At 62.3% G+C, this 18,074-nt stretch carries 13 protein-coding genes; 3 read left to right on the top strand and 10 right to left on the bottom strand.

Going from position 1 to position 18,074, the window contains the following annotated elements; translation table 11 throughout:
* Positions 1–269: 269 nt before the first annotated feature.
* From Q9Q79_RS08840 to Q9Q79_RS08825, 4 genes are all read right to left on the bottom strand, one after another.
* Positions 270–2,024: a UvrD-helicase domain-containing protein gene (locus Q9Q79_RS08840; protein ID WP_111177189.1), complete on the bottom strand. Its 1,755-nt coding sequence runs from the start codon at positions 2,022–2,024 to the stop codon at positions 270–272.
* Positions 2,021–4,045, bottom strand: a complete 2,025-nt coding sequence (locus Q9Q79_RS08835; RefSeq protein ID WP_201862079.1) for an ATP-dependent endonuclease — start codon at positions 4,043–4,045, stop codon at positions 2,021–2,023. The genes Q9Q79_RS08840 and Q9Q79_RS08835 overlap by 4 nt, the downstream gene beginning before the upstream one ends.
* Before the next feature lie 158 nt (positions 4,046–4,203).
* A complete protein-coding gene (locus tag Q9Q79_RS08830; protein ID WP_146257488.1) occupies positions 4,204–5,016 on the bottom strand; it encodes a hypothetical protein in 813 nt (270 codons plus the stop codon).
* A 264-nt stretch (positions 5,017–5,280) separates the two neighbouring features.
* Positions 5,281–5,505 carry a hypothetical protein gene (locus Q9Q79_RS08825; RefSeq protein WP_236672461.1) on the bottom strand — a complete coding sequence of 75 codons (225 nt, stop codon included), beginning with the start codon at positions 5,503–5,505 and terminating at the stop codon, positions 5,281–5,283.
* Between Q9Q79_RS08825 and Q9Q79_RS08820 the strand changes: the two genes are divergently transcribed.
* Positions 5,504–6,067, top strand: coding sequence for a hypothetical protein (locus tag Q9Q79_RS08820; protein ID WP_236672462.1), 564 nt, complete (start codon positions 5,504–5,506; stop codon positions 6,065–6,067). The two genes, Q9Q79_RS08825 and Q9Q79_RS08820, sit on opposite strands and share 2 nt — an antisense overlap.
* Before the next feature lie 154 nt (positions 6,068–6,221).
* Here Q9Q79_RS08820 and Q9Q79_RS08815 read toward each other — a convergent pair whose 3' ends face one another.
* The 6 genes from Q9Q79_RS08815 to moeB all read right to left on the bottom strand — a co-directional run bounded on the left by Q9Q79_RS08815 (position 6,222) and on the right by moeB (position 16,456).
* Entirely contained in the window at positions 6,222–7,307 is a 1,086-nt protein-coding gene (locus tag Q9Q79_RS08815; protein ID WP_111177193.1) for a restriction endonuclease, read from the bottom strand.
* 323 nt (positions 7,308–7,630) lie between these two features.
* Positions 7,631–9,196 carry a glutamine-hydrolyzing GMP synthase gene (gene guaA / locus Q9Q79_RS08810; RefSeq protein ID WP_111177195.1) on the bottom strand — a complete coding sequence of 522 codons (1,566 nt, stop codon included), beginning with the start codon at positions 9,194–9,196 and terminating at the stop codon, positions 7,631–7,633.
* 103 nt (positions 9,197–9,299) lie between these two features.
* A complete protein-coding gene (guaB, locus tag Q9Q79_RS08805; RefSeq protein ID WP_005416248.1) occupies positions 9,300–10,757 on the bottom strand; it encodes an IMP dehydrogenase in 1,458 nt (485 codons plus the stop codon).
* Between the two features lie 491 nt (positions 10,758–11,248).
* The gene (gene folD / locus Q9Q79_RS08800) at positions 11,249–12,127 is read right to left on the bottom strand and encodes a bifunctional methylenetetrahydrofolate dehydrogenase/methenyltetrahydrofolate cyclohydrolase FolD (RefSeq protein WP_005409307.1); all 879 of its coding nucleotides are present in this window, start codon (positions 12,125–12,127) and stop codon (positions 11,249–11,251) included.
* A 1,110-nt stretch (positions 12,128–13,237) separates the two neighbouring features.
* A complete protein-coding gene (locus tag Q9Q79_RS08795) occupies positions 13,238–15,070 on the bottom strand; it encodes a monovalent cation:proton antiporter-2 (CPA2) family protein (RefSeq protein ID WP_201863884.1) in 1,833 nt (610 codons plus the stop codon).
* Positions 15,071–15,319: 249 nt separating this feature from the next.
* Positions 15,320–16,456 (bottom strand): molybdopterin-synthase adenylyltransferase MoeB, encoded by a 1,137-nt coding sequence (gene moeB, locus Q9Q79_RS08790; protein WP_111189632.1) that lies wholly within the window; start codon positions 16,454–16,456, stop codon positions 15,320–15,322.
* Positions 16,457–16,544: 88 nt separating this feature from the next.
* On the opposite strand from moeB, the gene Q9Q79_RS08785 reads away from it, so the two are divergent.
* Both Q9Q79_RS08785 and Q9Q79_RS08780 read left to right on the top strand, forming a co-directional pair.
* Complete coding sequence (locus tag Q9Q79_RS08785) at positions 16,545–17,360, top strand: AraC family transcriptional regulator (protein ID WP_201863886.1); 816 nt, start codon at positions 16,545–16,547, stop codon at positions 17,358–17,360.
* A gap of 74 nt (positions 17,361–17,434) precedes the next feature.
* On the top strand, positions 17,435–18,070 hold the full coding sequence (locus Q9Q79_RS08780; protein WP_201863888.1) for a LysE family translocator: 636 nt from the start codon (positions 17,435–17,437) through the stop codon (positions 18,068–18,070).
* Positions 18,071–18,074: the final 4 nt, after the last annotated feature.

The following is an 18,074-nucleotide window of genomic DNA, read 5'->3' as shown; positions in this document are numbered from 1 at the left end:
GATAGAGCGCGGCGAGCTTGTCGAAGTTCTCCCTGACTGGTCCCGGCCGTCGTTTCCACTCCACATCATCTATCCGCCAGGCGGACTTAAGAGTGCGCGGCTATCGGCGTTCATCGACTGGATGCTGAAGTACTGGGGAGACTCAAACCGGCTTGGGTAGCTGGTGCTTCTCCAATGTCCGCTTCCGGCCAGATGCGGACATTGGAAGGGTAACCCTTTTGGGATTTCTTCCGCTGACTCTACAGCTGAACTCTTGGCAGGAGCTATGGTCAGTCCTCCTGTGGCGCGGGAGCTGGTTCGGCCGCCCCGTTGAACCAGTTGTCGAGCGTTGCCAGTGACACTTCGGAAAGCTCCTGGGTGAAGAGCAACGCCAAGCGCGTTGTCGGACGGGAACAACACACATAAAACAGGTTGCGGCACCTCTCGAACGCATCCCGCTTACCAGCCGGAACTCCTTCGGCCGACCATTGCAAGAACTGGTCGAAGTTATACTTATTCCAGCCGCGCCCGAGAACAACCAGGACGCTCTCGAACTCGTCACCCTTCACGCTGTGCTTGGTAGCAAACGGGGTATGACCGTCGATGAATCTGTCCAATGCGATGACCTCCTTGTAGGGAACGCCCCGCAATTGCAGGATCTGCTGGATCCGGCGCGGTGGCTCCTCCTCTTCCTCAACATGCCATTCATCGGCCTCGGCAAGCGCGCCGAGCACGGTGTCCGGCAGCCGTGGATGCTCATGCTCGATCATATAGTCCAGCACTTGGCCTATGGTTCCCTCGAGCCTGATGTTGGCGAGGCCCTCCATCGAGGAGGACCACGCGACCTTGTCCGCATGCGAAGAAACCGCAGACGTCGAGCCGCCCAGCAACGAGAACATCTCCCCGAACCGCTTATGATGGAACGCCGCGCATCCGGGTTCGAGCACGTCGCAAAAGAACGCTATGAGCGGATCCTCCTTCTTGATGAACTGGTCCGTGTGGGAAAAAATCTTGGCGATCGAATCGTAGCCCTGCTCCGATGCGAGAATGCTGTGGGTTAGCATGAGAACCTTGGTTCTCTGAGGAGCCAGGTTCCAGCCATCCGATTCCAGCTTCTTGATGAGCGTTTCTAAATAGGCATGGGCTGCCTCGGCGGGGAGATCGCCTTTCCAGTGTCCGCCCCCTGCGCCGGATCGGCGTTCGCCTTGCCAAGCGTTGGTATGGAACGCGACCGCCGAGCCAATGAAGCCCTCGTCCCTCACCGCTTGCGGCAACTCTGGCCTCATCTTGTTCAGAACGTCGACTATCTTGGTCGCTGAGCGGAAATTCGCCTTCTTACCGATTTCCGCCAGCGAACCATGGGCGACGTGGCCGCATGTCTTGTCATAGATGCGTTGCCAGTGGTCGCCGAACAAACCGATGATCGGGCCTGCCGCGCGTCCGAGCAGGTGCTCGCTAATGCTAGTCATCACCGCTACGTCCGTATCCTGGTATTCGTCTATCAACACGAACGGATACTGCTGCGCAAGAAGTGTCTGAAACTTCACGTTCGGGAGCAGAGAGACCATTAGCGCCAAGACATCGTCATGGTGCAGGGTGACGGTGTCTGCGGTGACGCGGCGGTAGCCGAGCTCATACTCGACGACCCGGCTGCCGATTCCGTCGGCCTCGGCCAACTTCTCTTCCCATTCCGGCATCGCCGCGACCAGTGACCTCAGCGCTCGCTGAAATTTCCTTATCAACGACCAGCAGAACGCATGGATGGTGTCGACGAAGACCAGCGGGTTGCTGTCGATGCGGCTGTTGATGACAGCCGTAGCAGCATTGGTGTAGGTGATGCAAGCGATGCGCTGGTGGTTCCTGCGCAGCTTGAGACCCTCGTGTTCAATGAGGTGCTTGAGCGCCTCGACTAGCGAATAGGTCTTGCCCGCGCCGGCGCCTGCTTCGAGCAGGAAGTTGCGGTGGTCCTGTAAGGACTGTGCGACAAACGTCCCCGCTTCTCGGGCAGCGATCAGTGCGGGGCTGGCTTCAGTTATGGCATTCATGCAGCCACTCCCGCATCGTCGGTTGGTGCGGCCATAGGGGCCGGGTCGCCTTCAGCGAGCCAAGTCAACCCGTTCCGGATGTAGCGTGGGATGTTCCAGTCGCCATCAGACAGGGCAAGTTTAAGTGCGAACGTGGATTTCTTCACCTCTTTCGCTTCTTCCCAAGCTTGGGTCTCCCTTTCCTGCGCGCCGGGCCCCGGCAACGGGAAGATCTCAGGGTTTGCCAACATGAACGCGTCTTCGAAGCTGCGACCGCAAGGACTCGTCTCGGCTTCGGGACATTGGTACACGAGCCGCAAGAGGCCTTTGGTCCTGGCTGCTTCATCGGCCGCCAGTAGTTCCGTCGGGGTGATGCTATCGTTTCCGTACCAGGACTTCAGGCAGGCATTGCTGGTCTGGTGCCCCTGCGACACCTGGCAGGCTACGAGCTTGCCGGCGCCATTGGCCTTCACGCTGTCGAGGTCCGTGATGACCAACGTCCGGAGTTCAAGGAAATTGACGAGGTCGAAGAAGATGTGCGCGTAGGCGCCGCCGACCTCGACGACGGAGAGATATTGGCTGCCAAGCGTCTTTCCCTTCGCCAGATCCTTGTCTATCATCCTGATGATTCTTGGGAGCAGCAGTCTCTCCGTTGTGCCCTCGATCAGGACCGCCTTGTCCGCGAAGAACAGATCGCATCGGGTGAGGGTCATGTACTGATGGAGGAAGGTACGACCGGGCTCAGGTTTATCGGCAAGCCCCTTCCTGAGATCCTTAACCTTGGTGCTGATGGTGCCATTTTTGTCCGCCGAGGCAAGGAAATACCGGATCGTCTCGAAGTGTGCTTCATTGGCGACATGGGACGAGTGCGTCGAAACGACAAATTGCACGGGCCACGATACGCCGGTTTCCTGGTTGAACGCAGATGCGATGTCCGCGATCTTTCGGATGAAGACCTCCTGCATCTGAGGATGCAGGTGGACTTCAGGTTCCTCAATGAAAACGAGGTGCACCGAGGGCCTGGGTTCCATCGCAAGAAAGAGCTTAAAGAACTCCCGGAGCTGCAGGAGGATCAGGATGATGTTGCGCGTTCCTAAACCGTTGTAGGCTTCAGGAAGATGGATGCCATTGGATCCGGCATACCGAACCTTCGTGTGGTTGGTTAGAAGCTTGGCGACGTCGAGAGTTGTTTCGGTCAAGAGCTTGGGATCGTTGAGGCCCGGATATCCAAACAGCGACAAAGCGGGAAGCAACTGGTCAAGCTTCTCGTTGAAGTCGTAGCCAATCTTGTCTTGAATGGACTTGACCGCGATCTCGAGTTCCTGGGCGGTGGCGTGGCTACCCGTATCGTCAGGGTTGCTCTTGGCTGTCGAGAACAGGTTCTCCAGCACCTTGCCGATAACTACGCGTTCCTTCTGACTCGCGTCATCCAGTCCCCTCTGTGCGCTGATAAAGCCGCCGGCGCACAACTTTCTCAGCGTCGACCTTTCGATGCCCTTCTCATTGGTTTCATCGTTCGGGTCGACGGCAACCAGCGTAGTTTCGTAAAGCGACGGAACTCGGTGACGGAGCAGGCGGAAAAATTCCGGTCTCGCATCCTCGTCCGTCTCCGCAAAGTCGCAAAACAGTTCGGTCAGCTTCCCGTCCTTGAGCGCGTATCGCACGATGGCCAAGGCTTCCTTACATTCGGGGTCAAGGTCGACGATCAGCTCGCTAAGCAGACCTAGATGCTCGTCCTCTTCGTACGAAAAAAGAAATCGAACTTCTATCGCAGGCAAGATCTTCCTTATCTCGACCTCTTCCTCGCCCCTGGAATTCCGGAGATGGGAATCCCAGAACTGGTCGTAGCAACAGAATGAGAAGTCCTCCAGGGAAAACGAGGGAGAGGCATCGGACAGAAGACGCTTCATCACTTCCGTCAAGGATGTCTTGCCGCTGTTATTGCGTCCGACGATGACGGTGGTTCGGTTCTCCAAAAGCAACTGGGTGTCGTAAAGCAGTCTGAAGTTCTTGACTTCGATTTGCTTGAGGTGCATGTCCATCCCCCCCCGAATCGCGCGATAGTACGCGAGTTAAGTCAGCCTTTACACCATGAATGTTCGCCGAGGTCGAGGCTGGACTCTGGTAGAAGCGGGCATCTAATCGCCTCTCAAATAAGCCAACTCGCGCAGCGGATTCGACTTGAATTAACTGCTAGATATCAGCCAGAAAGCTCCACCTTGAGAATAGTAAGGGCTTGGAGTGCACTTGCGAGGCCTTCGGTAGCCGCGGGGCCTAACTCGGCCCGTTCGCGCTGCGCGCCTCTCAAATCACGGACATAATCCAGCAACCGTTCGGCTTCGGTCGTAGGCGACTCCAGAAAGCGTGCGCGCAAGGAGCTGGCAAGTTCTTCCGGCGTGATGGATCGACCTTCCACCGGTTCGCTGCACCAAGTAGGCAGCATTGAAGGCAGGTCAAAGAAGATGTGGTGCTTCTTATTATCAGTGAAATCACTAGGACAACTAGCGACATCGACAAGATGCAAGGTACTCAGATCTACTTCTTTGACATACAGTTCCGCCTTGTCAAATATCGCAGGGCACGCGTAGTAAGTTAGCGCATTTTTGTTCTTGCATAGATTGAAAAGCAACTCGTGCTGAGATTGCCCTGTACCAAGATTGGCCTGGCTACTTATTTTGGCTCGACCGAACTGAGCGGACTTTACGGGAGGCGGATTTTTTTTTGAGTGACGAACCATCCTTTGTACAACTTTGTACTGAAGAAAGTACCCAACGTAGCGCCCATTAAGCTTGTACGAATCGCTCTGCGCGGCATGTTTCAGGTCTTCGAAGAGCTTTTCGTCAGATACTTCAGTCATTACCCAAGCCTGGTCGAACCCTACAAAACACTCCTTCTGAGGTGAGTATTTGTAGAAGCTGATCTTTCCGCTTGTTCCGACTCCAAACACAGAACGGAAAAGATCCATCAGCGCATGATGATAGTGCATTTCCAGCACGGTTTCATTGATTGACACGTTCACCCCCCTTGCAGCTCTACCACCTAGAAGCCAGATAATTGCGCCCGGTCATACGACTTATTCACAGCGCAACGCATGATGTGATATCCCCTTGATACGATTCGATCTTAGGGCGACTTGGCCAGACTCACAAGTCGTCCCAGCGAGCCGAGCGGGCCATGTTTCAAGAGCAGAGAAGCAGCACCGATAGATGTCCACTGTGGGTCTTATCACGCCTCGCTCCTAGGCTTGGCGCAAGCCTGACCAATCCTCCGCCGGGAGTTAGTCATGGCATAGCTTCGCTGTTACACAGCCGGAGCCGGAGCGTAAGGGAAAAACCAACCTAGACCCGGCCGCGCGGGCGTGCAACGTCGCGGAGAAGCCGAACGCTTGGCGAGACAGATGGACCACGTGCGGGTTGCGTGCCTTCATCCTCTGATTCGGGATTATCCAGAGCTTGGCCTCGAAATCGACCTCATCCCAGGTGGCATGGATCAGCTCGCTCATGAGAGCAATCGTCAGCAGGATCAAACGCAACGTCAGCTTGATGGTCGGATATGTCGCCACCGAATCCAGCTACTGCACGAACAGCAGGATCTCCAGCGGCCACAAGGCGCGATCCCTCGGCACGAAGGCGGTGAGCGAGGCTGCACGCACGTACGCTGTCGACAGGGTTGTCCACATGCTCGCCTTGGGCGATGGCGTATACCTAGACCCGTTTCGCGATATCCCGAATCTAGACCGTCGTGGACGGAGCCGCACGTTCTTTGACCTCGTCGTACAAGGCTCGCTGGTAATCGGCCTGAATTTCACTCAACGGGTGGTTCCGGAAAACCGGAAGAATGTCCCGGTCGATTATGTGCCTGCGCACCGCGCGGGTCCTGTCGACCAACCTTGCGTTGGCCAGCCAATTGTCCATCGCCTTGCCGAATCTCTCGATGGCCCCCGCCCGGCGTTTCCCACACTGTTTCTCCAGCGCGGGCAAGATGCTGTTGAGAATGCTCTTTCGCACATCAGGCAGCAGCTCGCGTGCCATTGGCTGCAAAATTCCGTTGCGTTCAACCCTTAGGACAGAAGCTCTTTCGGAAAACCGATGCCCGCCACGCTGGCCACGCTCGCCACCGGTGCCGTACGACGGCGGAAACCGAGTCAACTATCGATCGGCAGGTTTCAGATGTCAAAGGCATGAACTTCCGACGCGCCTCAAGATTTCAAAAAAACTATCAACGTGCCAACCCCGCTACGAAGTCGTAGATTATCTGGTCCAGAATCTCAGTCGGATCATTCGCCTGCATATCTTCCACGGTACCGCCCTCCTTGAGCTGCGCATCCTTGGCTCGGAGCATCTTTGTCAAATCATCGTCAGACAGGAAGACGAGCAGCTTGCCAGACTCTCGCATGACGCCCGACGCTGCTTGAACAGCGTGAGGATGCGCGGGTTTCCGACTAAGCACAAAGCAAACGGGTCGAAGGGCGCTCGAGCTAAGATAGCGCTCCGTGGTAAATACCTGCATTGCACCTATTGGCTTGCCATAATTTTTGCACTCAAAAAGCACGACACGCGCTCGAAAGTCGCGCGTGAGAGTAACCCAGAACGGGTGCTTCGGACTGACGCGATATATTAGGTCGTAAATGTTTAGGCCGTCCGCCGTCCTCTTTTGTGAGCGCACATCTCGAAGATCATCACCAAAAAGGTAGTCGATGATGTCCTTGCAAATGGCCTCGTACGTTTTGGAGTCCTTCTTCCCAGAAGAAATGGCAGTCAAACTATTGATCAGCGCGTCGCCGGGTGGCTGGGGCCGAGGATCCGATAGCTCCTGTTCCTGCAGCGCAAATCTCATCGTAGGCGCCAATGTCATTTTCTGTGCGGACAACGACGACTGCACTCTCATTTCGTCTACATTGGCGAAGAATCCACGTAATTCGTCATAGGCCAGACCTGCCTTCTGGAGCAGTAGTTCGCGATCCCAAATTTCGATCCGAAACTCCTCCTCCGCCCAATCACGCCGAGCAGAATCAATGTACGCACCATAGACGAGAAGAGGTCGTGCATTCATCGCGACCTCCTTCATACTGGCAGTTTGAGAGCTCGCATCGCGGAGCTGAGAGAGAGAGACCCGCTCCCGCACTGTAAGCTTAACCTCAATTGGGAGCACCACCCCATTTGGATTTCGCGCCAAAATATCGATTTCCCTGACGCTCCCCGCAGCGCTGCGAGTCCACTGACTGCGAAGATCTACGTCAAAGCCTAGTGACTGAATAACTCTCCCGACAATGGCTTCGAACTCGGCCCAAACCTTACGATCCATCCCCCCCCCTTGTTGCCGAGAATAGATCTCGGACTATTCCTGAATTTCGATCAAAAATTACTTATGCGCTAGACGATGTTTTAGGGCATTTCGCAGAACGAAGCCGCCTTCGCCTAGACCAGTTCCACCGAGAGCACCTGCGTCGTTCCAGGCGCAAATGATGAAAATCCTAGAAAGGGCCGACTCAAAAAAATTGGATTATTATAAGCCTCGTATGCTGTTATTGGCGCATCCCGAGAGCTGCCTTAGAATAGAAAAGCCCGCAATTTCGCGGGCTTAACGGTTAACATGCAATTAGGCACGTGATTGCGCCAAGCGTGAACTCACTCCCACTCAATAGTCGCCGGCGGCTTCCCCGAGATGTCATAAACCACCCGCGACACCCCCCGCAACTCATTGATGATCCGGTTGCTCACCGTACCCAGGAACTCATACGGCAGATGCGCCCAATGCGCCGTCATGAAATCGATCGTCTCCACGGCCCTTAGCGCAATCACCCACTCATACGCACGCGCGTCGCCCACCACGCCCACCGACTTCACCGGCAGGAACACGGCAAACGCCTGGCTGGTCTTGTCATACAGATCCGCCTTGCGCAGCTCATCAATGAAGATGGCATCGGCCTTGGCCAGCAGTTCGGCGTATTCGCGCTTCACTTCGCCCAGAATGCGCACGCCCAGGCCCGGGCCCGGGAACGGATGGCGGTAGACCATGGTGCGCGGCAGGCCCAGCTCAACGCCCAGGCGGCGCACTTCGTCCTTGAACAGCTCGCGCAGCGGCTCCACCAGGCCCAGCTTCATGTGCTCCGGCAGGCCGCCCACGTTGTGGTGGCTCTTGATCACATGTGCCTTGCCGGTCTTGCTGCCGGCCGACTCGATCACGTCCGGGTAGATGGTGCCCTGCGCCAGCCACTTGGCGTTCTTCAGCTTGTTCGACTCTTCGTCGAAGATCTCAACGAACAGGTTGCCGATGATCTTGCGCTTGGCTTCCGGGTCGCTCACGCCTGCCAGCGCGGCGAAGTAACGGTCGGCGGCATTCACGCGCACCACCTTCACGCCCATGTGCTCGGCGAACATCGCCATCACCTGGTCGCCTTCCTGCCAGCGCAGCAGGCCGGTATCCACGAACACGCAGGTCAGTTTTTCGCCGATGGCCTTGTGCAGCAGCGCAGCCACCACGGACGAATCGACGCCGCCGGACAGGCCCAGGATCACTTCGTCATCGCCCACCTGTTCGCGCACGCGGGCGATCTGGTCGTCGATGATGTTGGCGGCGGTCCACAGGGTCTGGCAGCCGCACACGTCCACCACGAAGCGGCGCAGCAGCGCCTGGCCCTGCAGGGTGTGGGTCACTTCCGGGTGGAACTGCACGCCGTACCAGCGCTTTTCTTCGTTGGCCATGGCGGCCACCGGAATGCGGTCGGTGGTGGCGGTGATGGTGAAGCCCGGCGGCGCAACAGAAACGTGGTCGCCGTGGCTCATCCAGACATTCAGCTTCGGCTCGCCGCCGTGGTCGCTCAGGCCCTTGAACAGTGCATCGGGGTTGATCACGTTCACTTCGGCGTGGCCGAATTCGCGCTGGTCCGCCGCTTCGGTGGCACCGCCCAGCTGCGCGGCCAGGGTCTGCATGCCGTAGCAGATGCCGAAGATCGGCAGGCCACTGTCGAACACTTCCTGCGGCGCGGCCGGGGCACCCGGCAGCGTGGTCGATTCCGGGCCACCGGACAGGATGATGCCCTTGGCGCCGAACGCGGCGATCTCGGCCGGGTTGTGGTCCCACGCCCAGATTTCGCAGTAGACGCCCAGCTCGCGGATGCGGCGGGCGATCAGCTGCGTGTACTGCGCGCCGAAATCGAGGATGAGGATCTTGTCGTTATGGATGTTGGTCATGGCGCCCCGGCAATGCAGTAGGGAAAACGAAATCAGATTTACGGCGGCAGATGGAGAAAGAGGAACGGGAAGTGCTTCCCCGTTCCTCTTTGCTCGGCCCGCATCAGGCGCGGTAGTTCGGCGGCTCTTTGGTGATCGTCACGTCGTGGACGTGGCTCTCACGCTGGCCGGCGCCGCTGATCTTCACGAACTTGGGCTTGCTGCGCATGTCTTCGATGGTGGCGCAGCCCACGTAGCCCATGGTGGCGCGCAGGCCGCCCATCAGCTGGTGGATGATGCCGCCCACCGGGCCGCGGTACGGCACGCGGCCTTCGATGCCTTCCGGCACCAGCTTGTCGGCGGTGGCGGCGTCCTGGAAGTAGCGGTCCTTCGACCCCTTCTCCATGGCAGCCAGCGAACCCATGCCGCGGTAGCTCTTGTACGAACGGCCCTGGTACAGCTCGGTCTCGCCCGGCGATTCCTCGGTACCGGCCAGCAGGCCACCGACCATGATGGTCGAGGCACCGGCGGCCAGCGCCTTGCCGATGTCGCCGGAGTAGCGGATGCCACCGTCGGCGATCAGCGGGATGCGGTCCTGCAGCGCTTCGGCCACCAGATCAATGGCGGTCACCTGCGGCACGCCGACGCCAGCGACGACGCGGGTGGTGCAGATCGAGCCCGGGCCGATGCCGACCTTCACTGCGTCCGCGCCGCTGTCCAGCAGCGCCAGTGCCGCTTCGCCGGTGCAGATGTTGCCACCGATGACCTGCACGTTCGGGAAGTTCTTCTTGACCCAGCTGACGCGGTCCAGCACGCCCTGCGAGTGGCCGTGCGCGGTATCGACCACGATCACGTCCACGCCGGCGGCGACCAGCGCTTCCACGCGGCGATCGGTATCGCCACCCACGCCGACGGCAGCGCCGACCAGCAGACGGGTCGACAGATCCTTGGCAGCGTTCGGGAAGTCGGTGTTCTTCTGGATGTCCTTGACGGTGATCAGGCCACGCAGTTCGAACGAATCGTTGACCACCAGCACCTTCTCGATGCGGTTGCGGTGCAGCAGCTGCAGCACTTCGTCGGAGGCGGCGCCTTCCTTGACCGTGATCAGGCGATCCTTCTTGGTCATGATGTGGCGGACCGGATCGTCCAGCTCGGTCTCGAAGCGCATGTCGCGGTGGGTCACGATGCCGGCCAGCTGGCCGTCGCTGCCCACCACCGGCACACCGGAGATGTTGTGCGCCTGGGTCAGGGCCAGCACGTCGCGGATGGTGGTTTCCGGGCCGACGGTGATCGGGTCGCGGATGACACCGGCCTCGAACTTCTTGACCTTGGCCACTTCCGCGGCCTGCTGTTCAAGGCTGAGATTCTTGTGGATGATGCCCATGCCGCCGAGCTGTGCCATGGCGATGGCCAGGCGGGCTTCGGTGACGGTATCCATGGCTGCGGACAGGATCGGAAGCTTCAGCTTCAGGTCGCGAGTCAACCGCGTTTCGAGGTTGACGTCCTTGGGCAGGATGGTCGAGTGGGCGGGGACGAGCGAGACGTCGTCGTAAGTGAGTGCTTCAGCCTGGATGCGCAGCATCGGCATACCCGAGATGTGGGGAAGCGCGACATTTTACCCTGTTTTCGCGCCGCGTGGCAGGGGGTAGATGCGACGCAGTGTCGCGCCGGCGGCGATTGGTTCAGGGGGCCATCCGGGCCGGCGGCATACTGCCTTTGGTAGGTGCCAACCTTGGTTGGCACCTACCAGGAGCGAGTCATCGGCCTGCCTTTGGTGGGTGCGGACCGTTGGTCCGCACTACCCTTCAGACACCTGTGTCTCCTGCATTGTGCCGACCAACGGTCGGCACCCACCTTAAGAGGATCACTCGGGCCAGCCCTGGAGCGCCTTTGGTAGGTGCCAACTTTGGTTGGCACAAACAGCCAGAGGCCTTCACCCCACCTGGGGTCCAGGTGCCGGACGGATCGTGCCAACCAAGGTTGGCACCTACCAGGAGCGGGTCATCGGCCTACCCCGGCATTGTGCCGACCAACGGTCGGCACCCACCAACAGCAGATCTCCCCAATCGCAGGTCAGCTCAGCGCTTCCGCGGCTTCCAGGGTGTTCTGCATCAGCGTGGCCACGGTCATCGGGCCCACACCACCCGGCACCGGGGTGATCCAGCTCGCCCGCTGGGCAGCGGCCTCAAACCCGACGTCGCCCACCAGCCGGCCGTCATCCAACCGGTTGATGCCGACGTCGATCACCACCGCGCCCGGCTTCACCCACTCGCCCGGCACGATGCCGGGGCGGCCCACGGCCACCACCAGGATGTCGGCGTTGCGCACGGCCTGTTCCAGCACGTCCTTGGGGGTGAACTTGTGGCAGCTGGTCACGGTGCAGCCGGCAATCAGCAGCTCCAGGCCCATCGGGCGGCCGACGTGGTTGCTCACGCCCACGATGGTGGCGTTGCGGCCGCGCACCGGCTGGTCGGTGTGGCCCAGCAGTGTGGTGATGCCGCGCGGGGTGCACGGGCGCAGGCCGAACTCGCGCAGGGCCAGGTGGCCGACGTTTTCCGGGTGGAAGCCGTCCACGTCCTTGCGCGGGTCGATGCGCTGGATCAGCCGGCGCGCGTCGGGGATGCCCGGCAGCGGCAGCTGGATCAGGATGCCGTTGATCTTCGGATCGGCGTTGAGCTGGTCGATCAGGTCGAGCAGCTCAGCCTCGGTGGTACCGGCCGGCAGATCGTAGTCATGTGCTTCGATGCCGACCTTCTCGGCGGCACGGCGCTTGTTGCGCACGTACACGGTCGAGGCCGGGTCACCACCGACCAGCACCACGGCCAGGCCCGGACGGCTGCCGCCAGCGGCCACGCGGGCGTCGACGCGCACCTTCAGGCTGTCGAGCAGGTCCTCGGCGATACGGCGGCCATCGAGGATGCGGGCAGGAAGCTGGGAGGCGGAATCGGTCATCGGGAGCGGGCGTGGGGCGGCGGGGACGCTATTGTCCCTGATTCAGGCCCCCTCGCCCACCGCCGCGCGCCGACACCGCGCACCGGTAGTGCCGGCCGCTGGCCGGCAACCCCATGACGTCGGAACGTTTCCGTATCTGCCGGCCAGCGGCCGGCACTACCAACCACCGGCTTCGGCAATTCCCCACACGGTAGTGCCGGCCGCTGGCCGGCAACCCCACGACGTCGGAACGTTTGCGCATCTGCCGGCCAGCGGCCGGCACTACCAACCACCGGCTTCGGCAATTCCCCACACGGTAGTGCCGGCCGCTGGCCGGCAACCCATGACGTCGGAACGTTTCCGTATCTGCCGGCCAGCGGCCGGCACTACCAACCACCGGCTTCGGCAATTCCCCACACGGTAGTGCCGGCCGCTGGCCGGCAACCCATGACGTCGGAACGTTTCCGTATCTGCCGGCCAGCGGCCGGCACTACCAACCACCGGCTTCGGCAATTCCCCACCCGGTAGTGCCGGCCGCTGGCCGGCAACCTCATGACGTCGGAACGCTTCCGTATCTGCCGGCCTGCGGCCGGCACTACCAACCGCCGGCTTCGGCAATTCCCCACACGGTAGTGCCGGCCGCTGGCCGGCAACTCCATGACGTCGGAACGTTTCCGTATCTGCCGGCCAGCGGCCGGCACGACCAACCGCCGGCTTCGGCAATTCCCGACCCGGGTAGTGCCGGCCGCTGGCCGGCAACCTCATGACGTCGGAACGTTTCCGTATCTGCCGGCCAGCGGCCGGCACGACCAACCGCCGGCCTGGGTAATCCCCACCCGGTAGTGCCGGCCGCTGGCCGGCAACCCCACGACGCCGGAACGCTTCCATATCTGCCGGCCAGCGGCCGGCACTACCAACCGCCGGCTTCGGCAATTCCCGACCCGGGTAGTGCCGGCCGCTGGCCGGCAACCTCATGACGTCGGAACGTTTCCGTATCTGCCGGCCAGCGGCCGGCATAACCAACCACCGGCTTCGGCAATTCCCCACACGGTCGTGCCGGCCGCTGGCCGGCAACCCCATGACGTCGAAACGTTTCCGTATCTGCCGGCCAGCGGCCGGCACGACCGGGCTTTACTCTTCCTCTTCCGGCACGTCCTGCGGGTTCAACGTCTTGCTCGCCCGCTTCGGCGCGGTGAACGGCGTCGGCGTCGGTACGCCCTGGCCGGAGTTGCCGAACACCATCTTGGCGCCGGCATTCAGACCACCACCGGCAATCTCCAGCTCGAAGCGCTCGGCATCGCGGCGGCGAATCTGCTCGGCAATCTCCACCGCATCGTCTTCATCCGCACCCAGTTCCACCAGCGCGGCCTGGCCGAACAGCACCGCCGACTCAAACGTCTCGCGGATCTGGAAATCGACACCGGCATGGATCAGCCGCAGCGAATGCTCGCGGTCGAACGAGCGCACCATCAGCTTGGCCTGGGGGAACTCGTGTGCCACCAGTTCAACGATGCGGTCGGCGGCCTCGGCCTTGTCTACGCACACCGCAATCGCACGTGCGGTGGCCGCGCCCGAGGCATGCAGCACGTCCAGTCGCGTACCGTCGCCGTAGTAGATCTTGAAACCGAAACGCGCGGCGCTCTGGATCATCTCCACATCGTTGTCGATGATGGTCACGTCCACGTCGCGCGCCAGCAGCGACTGGCTGGCGACCTGGCCGAAGCGACCGAAGCCGATCAGCAGCACGCTGCCGGAGAGGCCATCGGCCTCGTCCACGCCGTCCATGTTCACCGTCGGCTTCGGCGCCACGCGCTTGTAGAGCAGCACCACCAGCGGGGTCAGCGCCATCGACAGCACCACCACGGCGGTGAAGTTGGCATTGATCTCCAGGTTGATCACGCCGGCCGATGCCGCGGCGGAGAACAGCACGAACGCGAACTCGCCACCCTGCGCCATCAGCACGCCCCGGTCCAGCGCCTGCGCGTGGTCGCTGCCCATGATGCGCGCCACCACGTAGATGCACAGCGCCTTGGCCGCCATCAACGCCAGCACCAGGCCGAGGATCAGCTGCCAGTTGCCAGCCACCACGCCCAGGTCCAGCGCCATGCCCACGCTGAGGAAGAACAGGCCCAGCAGGATGCCGCGGAACGGTTCGATGTCCGCTTCGATCTGGTGACGGAAGGTCGATTCGCTCAGCAGCACGCCGGCCAGGAACGCGCCCATCGCCATCGACAGGCCGGACAGCTGCATCAGCAGCGCCGCACCCAGCACCACCAGCAGCGCGGCGGCGGTCATCACCTCGCGCGCCTTCGATTCGGCCAGCAGGCGGAACAGCGGGTTGAGCAGGAAGCGGCCGACCAGCACCAGGCCGACGATGGCACCGACGCCGATCGCCACCGACAGCCAGCGCGAGCCCTCGCCATCGGCGCTCCCCGCGCTCGGGCCCATCCAGGCCACCAGCGCCAGCAACGGCACGATCAGCAGGTCTTCAAACAGCAGGATCGAAACGATCTTCTGCCCCGACGGCAGCGCGATGTCACCGCGCTCGGCCAGCAGCTGCATCACCACCGCGGTGGAGGTGAGCACAAACCCGGTGGCGCCGATGAAGGCCACCTGCCACGGCAGGCCGAACAGCTTGGCGATGCTGGTCAGCACCAGCGCACAGGTGACGATCTGCAGCGTGCCCAGCCCGAAGATTTCCTTGCGCAGGCTCCACAGGTGCGAGGGCCGCATTTCCAGGCCGATCACGAACAGGAACATCACCACGCCGAGCTCGGCGGTATGCAGGATGGCCTGCGGGTCGGAGAACCAGCCCAGCCCGAACGGTCCGATCGCCAGGCCAGCGGCGAAGTAGCCCAGCACCGAGCCCAGGCCGGCCCGGCGGAACAAAGGCACCATCACCACCGCCGCGCCCAACAGGGCGACGACCTTGACCAGCTCGCTGGTCGCTGCTTCTACCGCCATGCGGTGTGTTCCCCAAGATCCAGAATCGGGTTCAACAATAGAGCAATGCCGATGACGGCAATAGCACGCATGTTGCGCCGGATTGTCTTGGAGGTGGAACGATGTGGGGAGCTACCCCCAGCATCATCCCGAAACCATGCATCCGCGTCGTTGGGTGCCACCATGCACCCGCTTCGGTAGGTGCCAACCTTGGTTGGCACGAAAACGCCGACCAAGGTCGGCATCTACCAAGGCATTCCCCGGCCAGCCTCACCCACCCCGGCAGAACGCGGCGTAATCGATATACCCCGGGAATGGCACGTCCGGCGCGCACACCGGGCAGTGCGGGTCCGGACGGATGCCGGTCTCGCGGAAGCGCATGCCCAGAGCGTCGAAGCGCAGTAGGCGCCCCACCAGCGGCTCGCCGATGCCCAGCAGCAGCTTCAGCACTTCGGTGGCCTGCAGCACACCAGCCAATCCCGGCAGCACGCCCAGCACACCGGCCTCGGAACAGTTCGGCGCAAACTCCGGCGGCGGTGGCTCGGGGAACAGGCAGCGGTAGCACGGCGCCACGCCGCGCTGGCGGCCAGCGTCAAACACGCTTACCTGGCCATCAAAGCGCTCGATGGCGGCATACACCAGCGGCGTGGCGTGCTTGATGCAGGCGTCGTTGAGCAGGTAGCGCAGCGGGAAGTTGTCCGAGCCGTCCAGCACCACGTCCACGCCCTCAAGCAACGCATCCACGTTCTCGGAGGTGACCCGCTCCGGCACCGCCTCGACCTTGATCGAGGGGTTGAGCGCCAGCAGCCGCTCACGCGCCGAATCGACCTTGAGCTGGCCCACGCTGGCTTCGGTATGCACGATCTGCCGGTGCAGGTTGCTGCGCTCCACGCGGTCGTGGTCGGCGAAGCGCAGGTGCCCTACCCCGGCGGCGGCCAGATAGAAGCCCGCCGGCGCGCCCAGCCCACCCGCGCCCAGCACCAGCACGCGCGACTGCTGCAGCCGGCGCTGGCCGGCCTCGCCCACCTGCGGCAACAGCAGGTGGCGCGAATAGCGGTCGTAGAAGTCGCGGTCGGCGGCGCTGGCCAGCGGCTGCACCAGCGGCAGCGACTGCTCGCGCCAGGCCACGGTGCCGCCCGTCACGGAAGCGACGTTTGTGTAGCCGGCCTGCAGCAGGAACTGCGCGGCATCGGCCGAGCGCTTGCCGCTCTGGCAGATCAGCAGGATCTCCTGGTCGTGCCGCGGCAGGTGTGCGGTCGGGTCGGCCTGCAGCTCGCCCTTGGCCACGCCTCGCGCGCCCTCGGCCATCCCGCCGGCCCGTTCGTGCGCTTCGCGCACATCGATCAGCACCGCGCCATGGGCCAGGCGCTCGCGTGCCTGCGCGGGGGAAAGCTCTTGGATGCTCATGGCGGCATTATCGCGCAGACACCCTCGACGCGCCCTGCCCCGAACATGGCACCATGCGGGCGTTGCCCCTGCATCCCGGAACCGCTGCATGCGCTCTGCCACCGAATTCTGGCGTGACCCGCGCATGCCCTTCGTCGAAAGCCGACGGGCGTGCGACAGCCTCGCCTGCCATCGCCCGCACAGCCATGACACCTTCTCGATCGGCGCCGTCGACGCCGGCAGCAGCCTGTTCACCGGCGCCACGGAAGGGCCGCGCCTGCTGCAGCCCGGCAGTCTGGTCGGCGTGCCAGCAGGCCGCGTGCACGCCTGCAACCCCCTGCCCGGCCAGGTCTGGAGCTACCAGATGCTGCATCTGGACCCGCGCTGGATGGCCGAGGTCCGCGCCGAGTATGACGACCTGCCCGAACCCGACTGGCAGCAGGAACCGATCCGGATTTCCAACCATCGCCCGCGCTACCAGCAGTACTGCCAGCTCAACGAGACGCTGTTCTCCGGCGATCCAGTCAGCGTCAAGGAAGCGGCCCTGATCGCGTTCGTCGGCGATCTGGATGAACACGATGGTGTTGCCGTCGCCGGCCCGCTTGAAGATGCCGCGTTACAGCAGCGCTTGCAGCCGGTGATGGACGTTCTGCGCCAGCGGCTCGAACACACCCCGGCCCTGCAGGAGCTGGCATCGCTGGCAGGCATGAGCCGCTACCAGCTGATCCGCGCCTTCCGACGCGCCACGGGCCTGACCCCGCACGCCTGGCAGATCGACCAGCGCATCCAGGAGGCCCGCCGGCGGCTGTGCGAAGGGCAGGCACTGGCCGTGGTCGCGCATGCGCTGGGTTTTGCCGACCAGAGCCATTTCCAGCGGGTCTTCAAGGCCCACGCCGGTGCGACCCCGGGCCAGTACCGGCGCTGAGCCTGCAATAACGTTCAATACCGTCGCCCGGCGCATCCCCAGACTGGCGCCCCAGCCAGCCGCCGCCGGACCCGATGGAACAGTTCCTGGTCATCGCCACCGTACATTTTCTCGCCCTGCTCTCACCCGGCCCCGACTTCTTCCTCGTTGCACGCACCGCGATCACCTCGGGATGGCGCACTGCCAGTGGTGCCTGCGCAGGCATCGCCCTCGGCAATGGCGTCTTCATCGTGGCCGCTTTAACCGGAACGGCCATGCTGCGCGCAGGCAGCGCAGGGTTCATTGCGGTGCAGTTGGCGGGCTGCGGGTTCCTGCTGTACCTCGGCACGCTGTTTCTGCGCCATGCGGGTTCGACGACGTTGCAGGCACCTGAAGCTGCCGACGGATCGCGAGCGGGTGGTGCCCACGGATGGTGGAGGGCGGCCGGGCTGGGCGCCCTGTCTGCGCTGCTGAACCCGAAGAATGCGCTGTTCTACGCAACGCTGGCGGCAATGCTCAACGGTCCGCAGGCCAGCGCCGCAACGAAGTTCTTCTATGGCGCGTGGATGTTCGGCATCGTCCTGCTATGGGATCTGCTGGTTGCCGCGCTGGTTGGCCACCCGTGGGTGCTGGGTCGATTCGCGCGTGCCCTGCCCTGGCTGGAACGGGCCGCAGGACTCCTGATGATTGCGCTGGCGCTGTGGATCGCCGTGTCGCTGTGGCTGGGCTGATGCC

Origin of the sequence: Stenotrophomonas sp. a6 (assembly GCF_030913325.1) — a bacterium.
Lineage (GTDB): Bacteria > Pseudomonadota > Gammaproteobacteria > Xanthomonadales > Xanthomonadaceae > Stenotrophomonas > Stenotrophomonas maltophilia.
The sequence above is the reverse complement of the archived record's forward strand: the minus strand, read 5'-3'. Positions and strand labels throughout refer to the sequence as shown.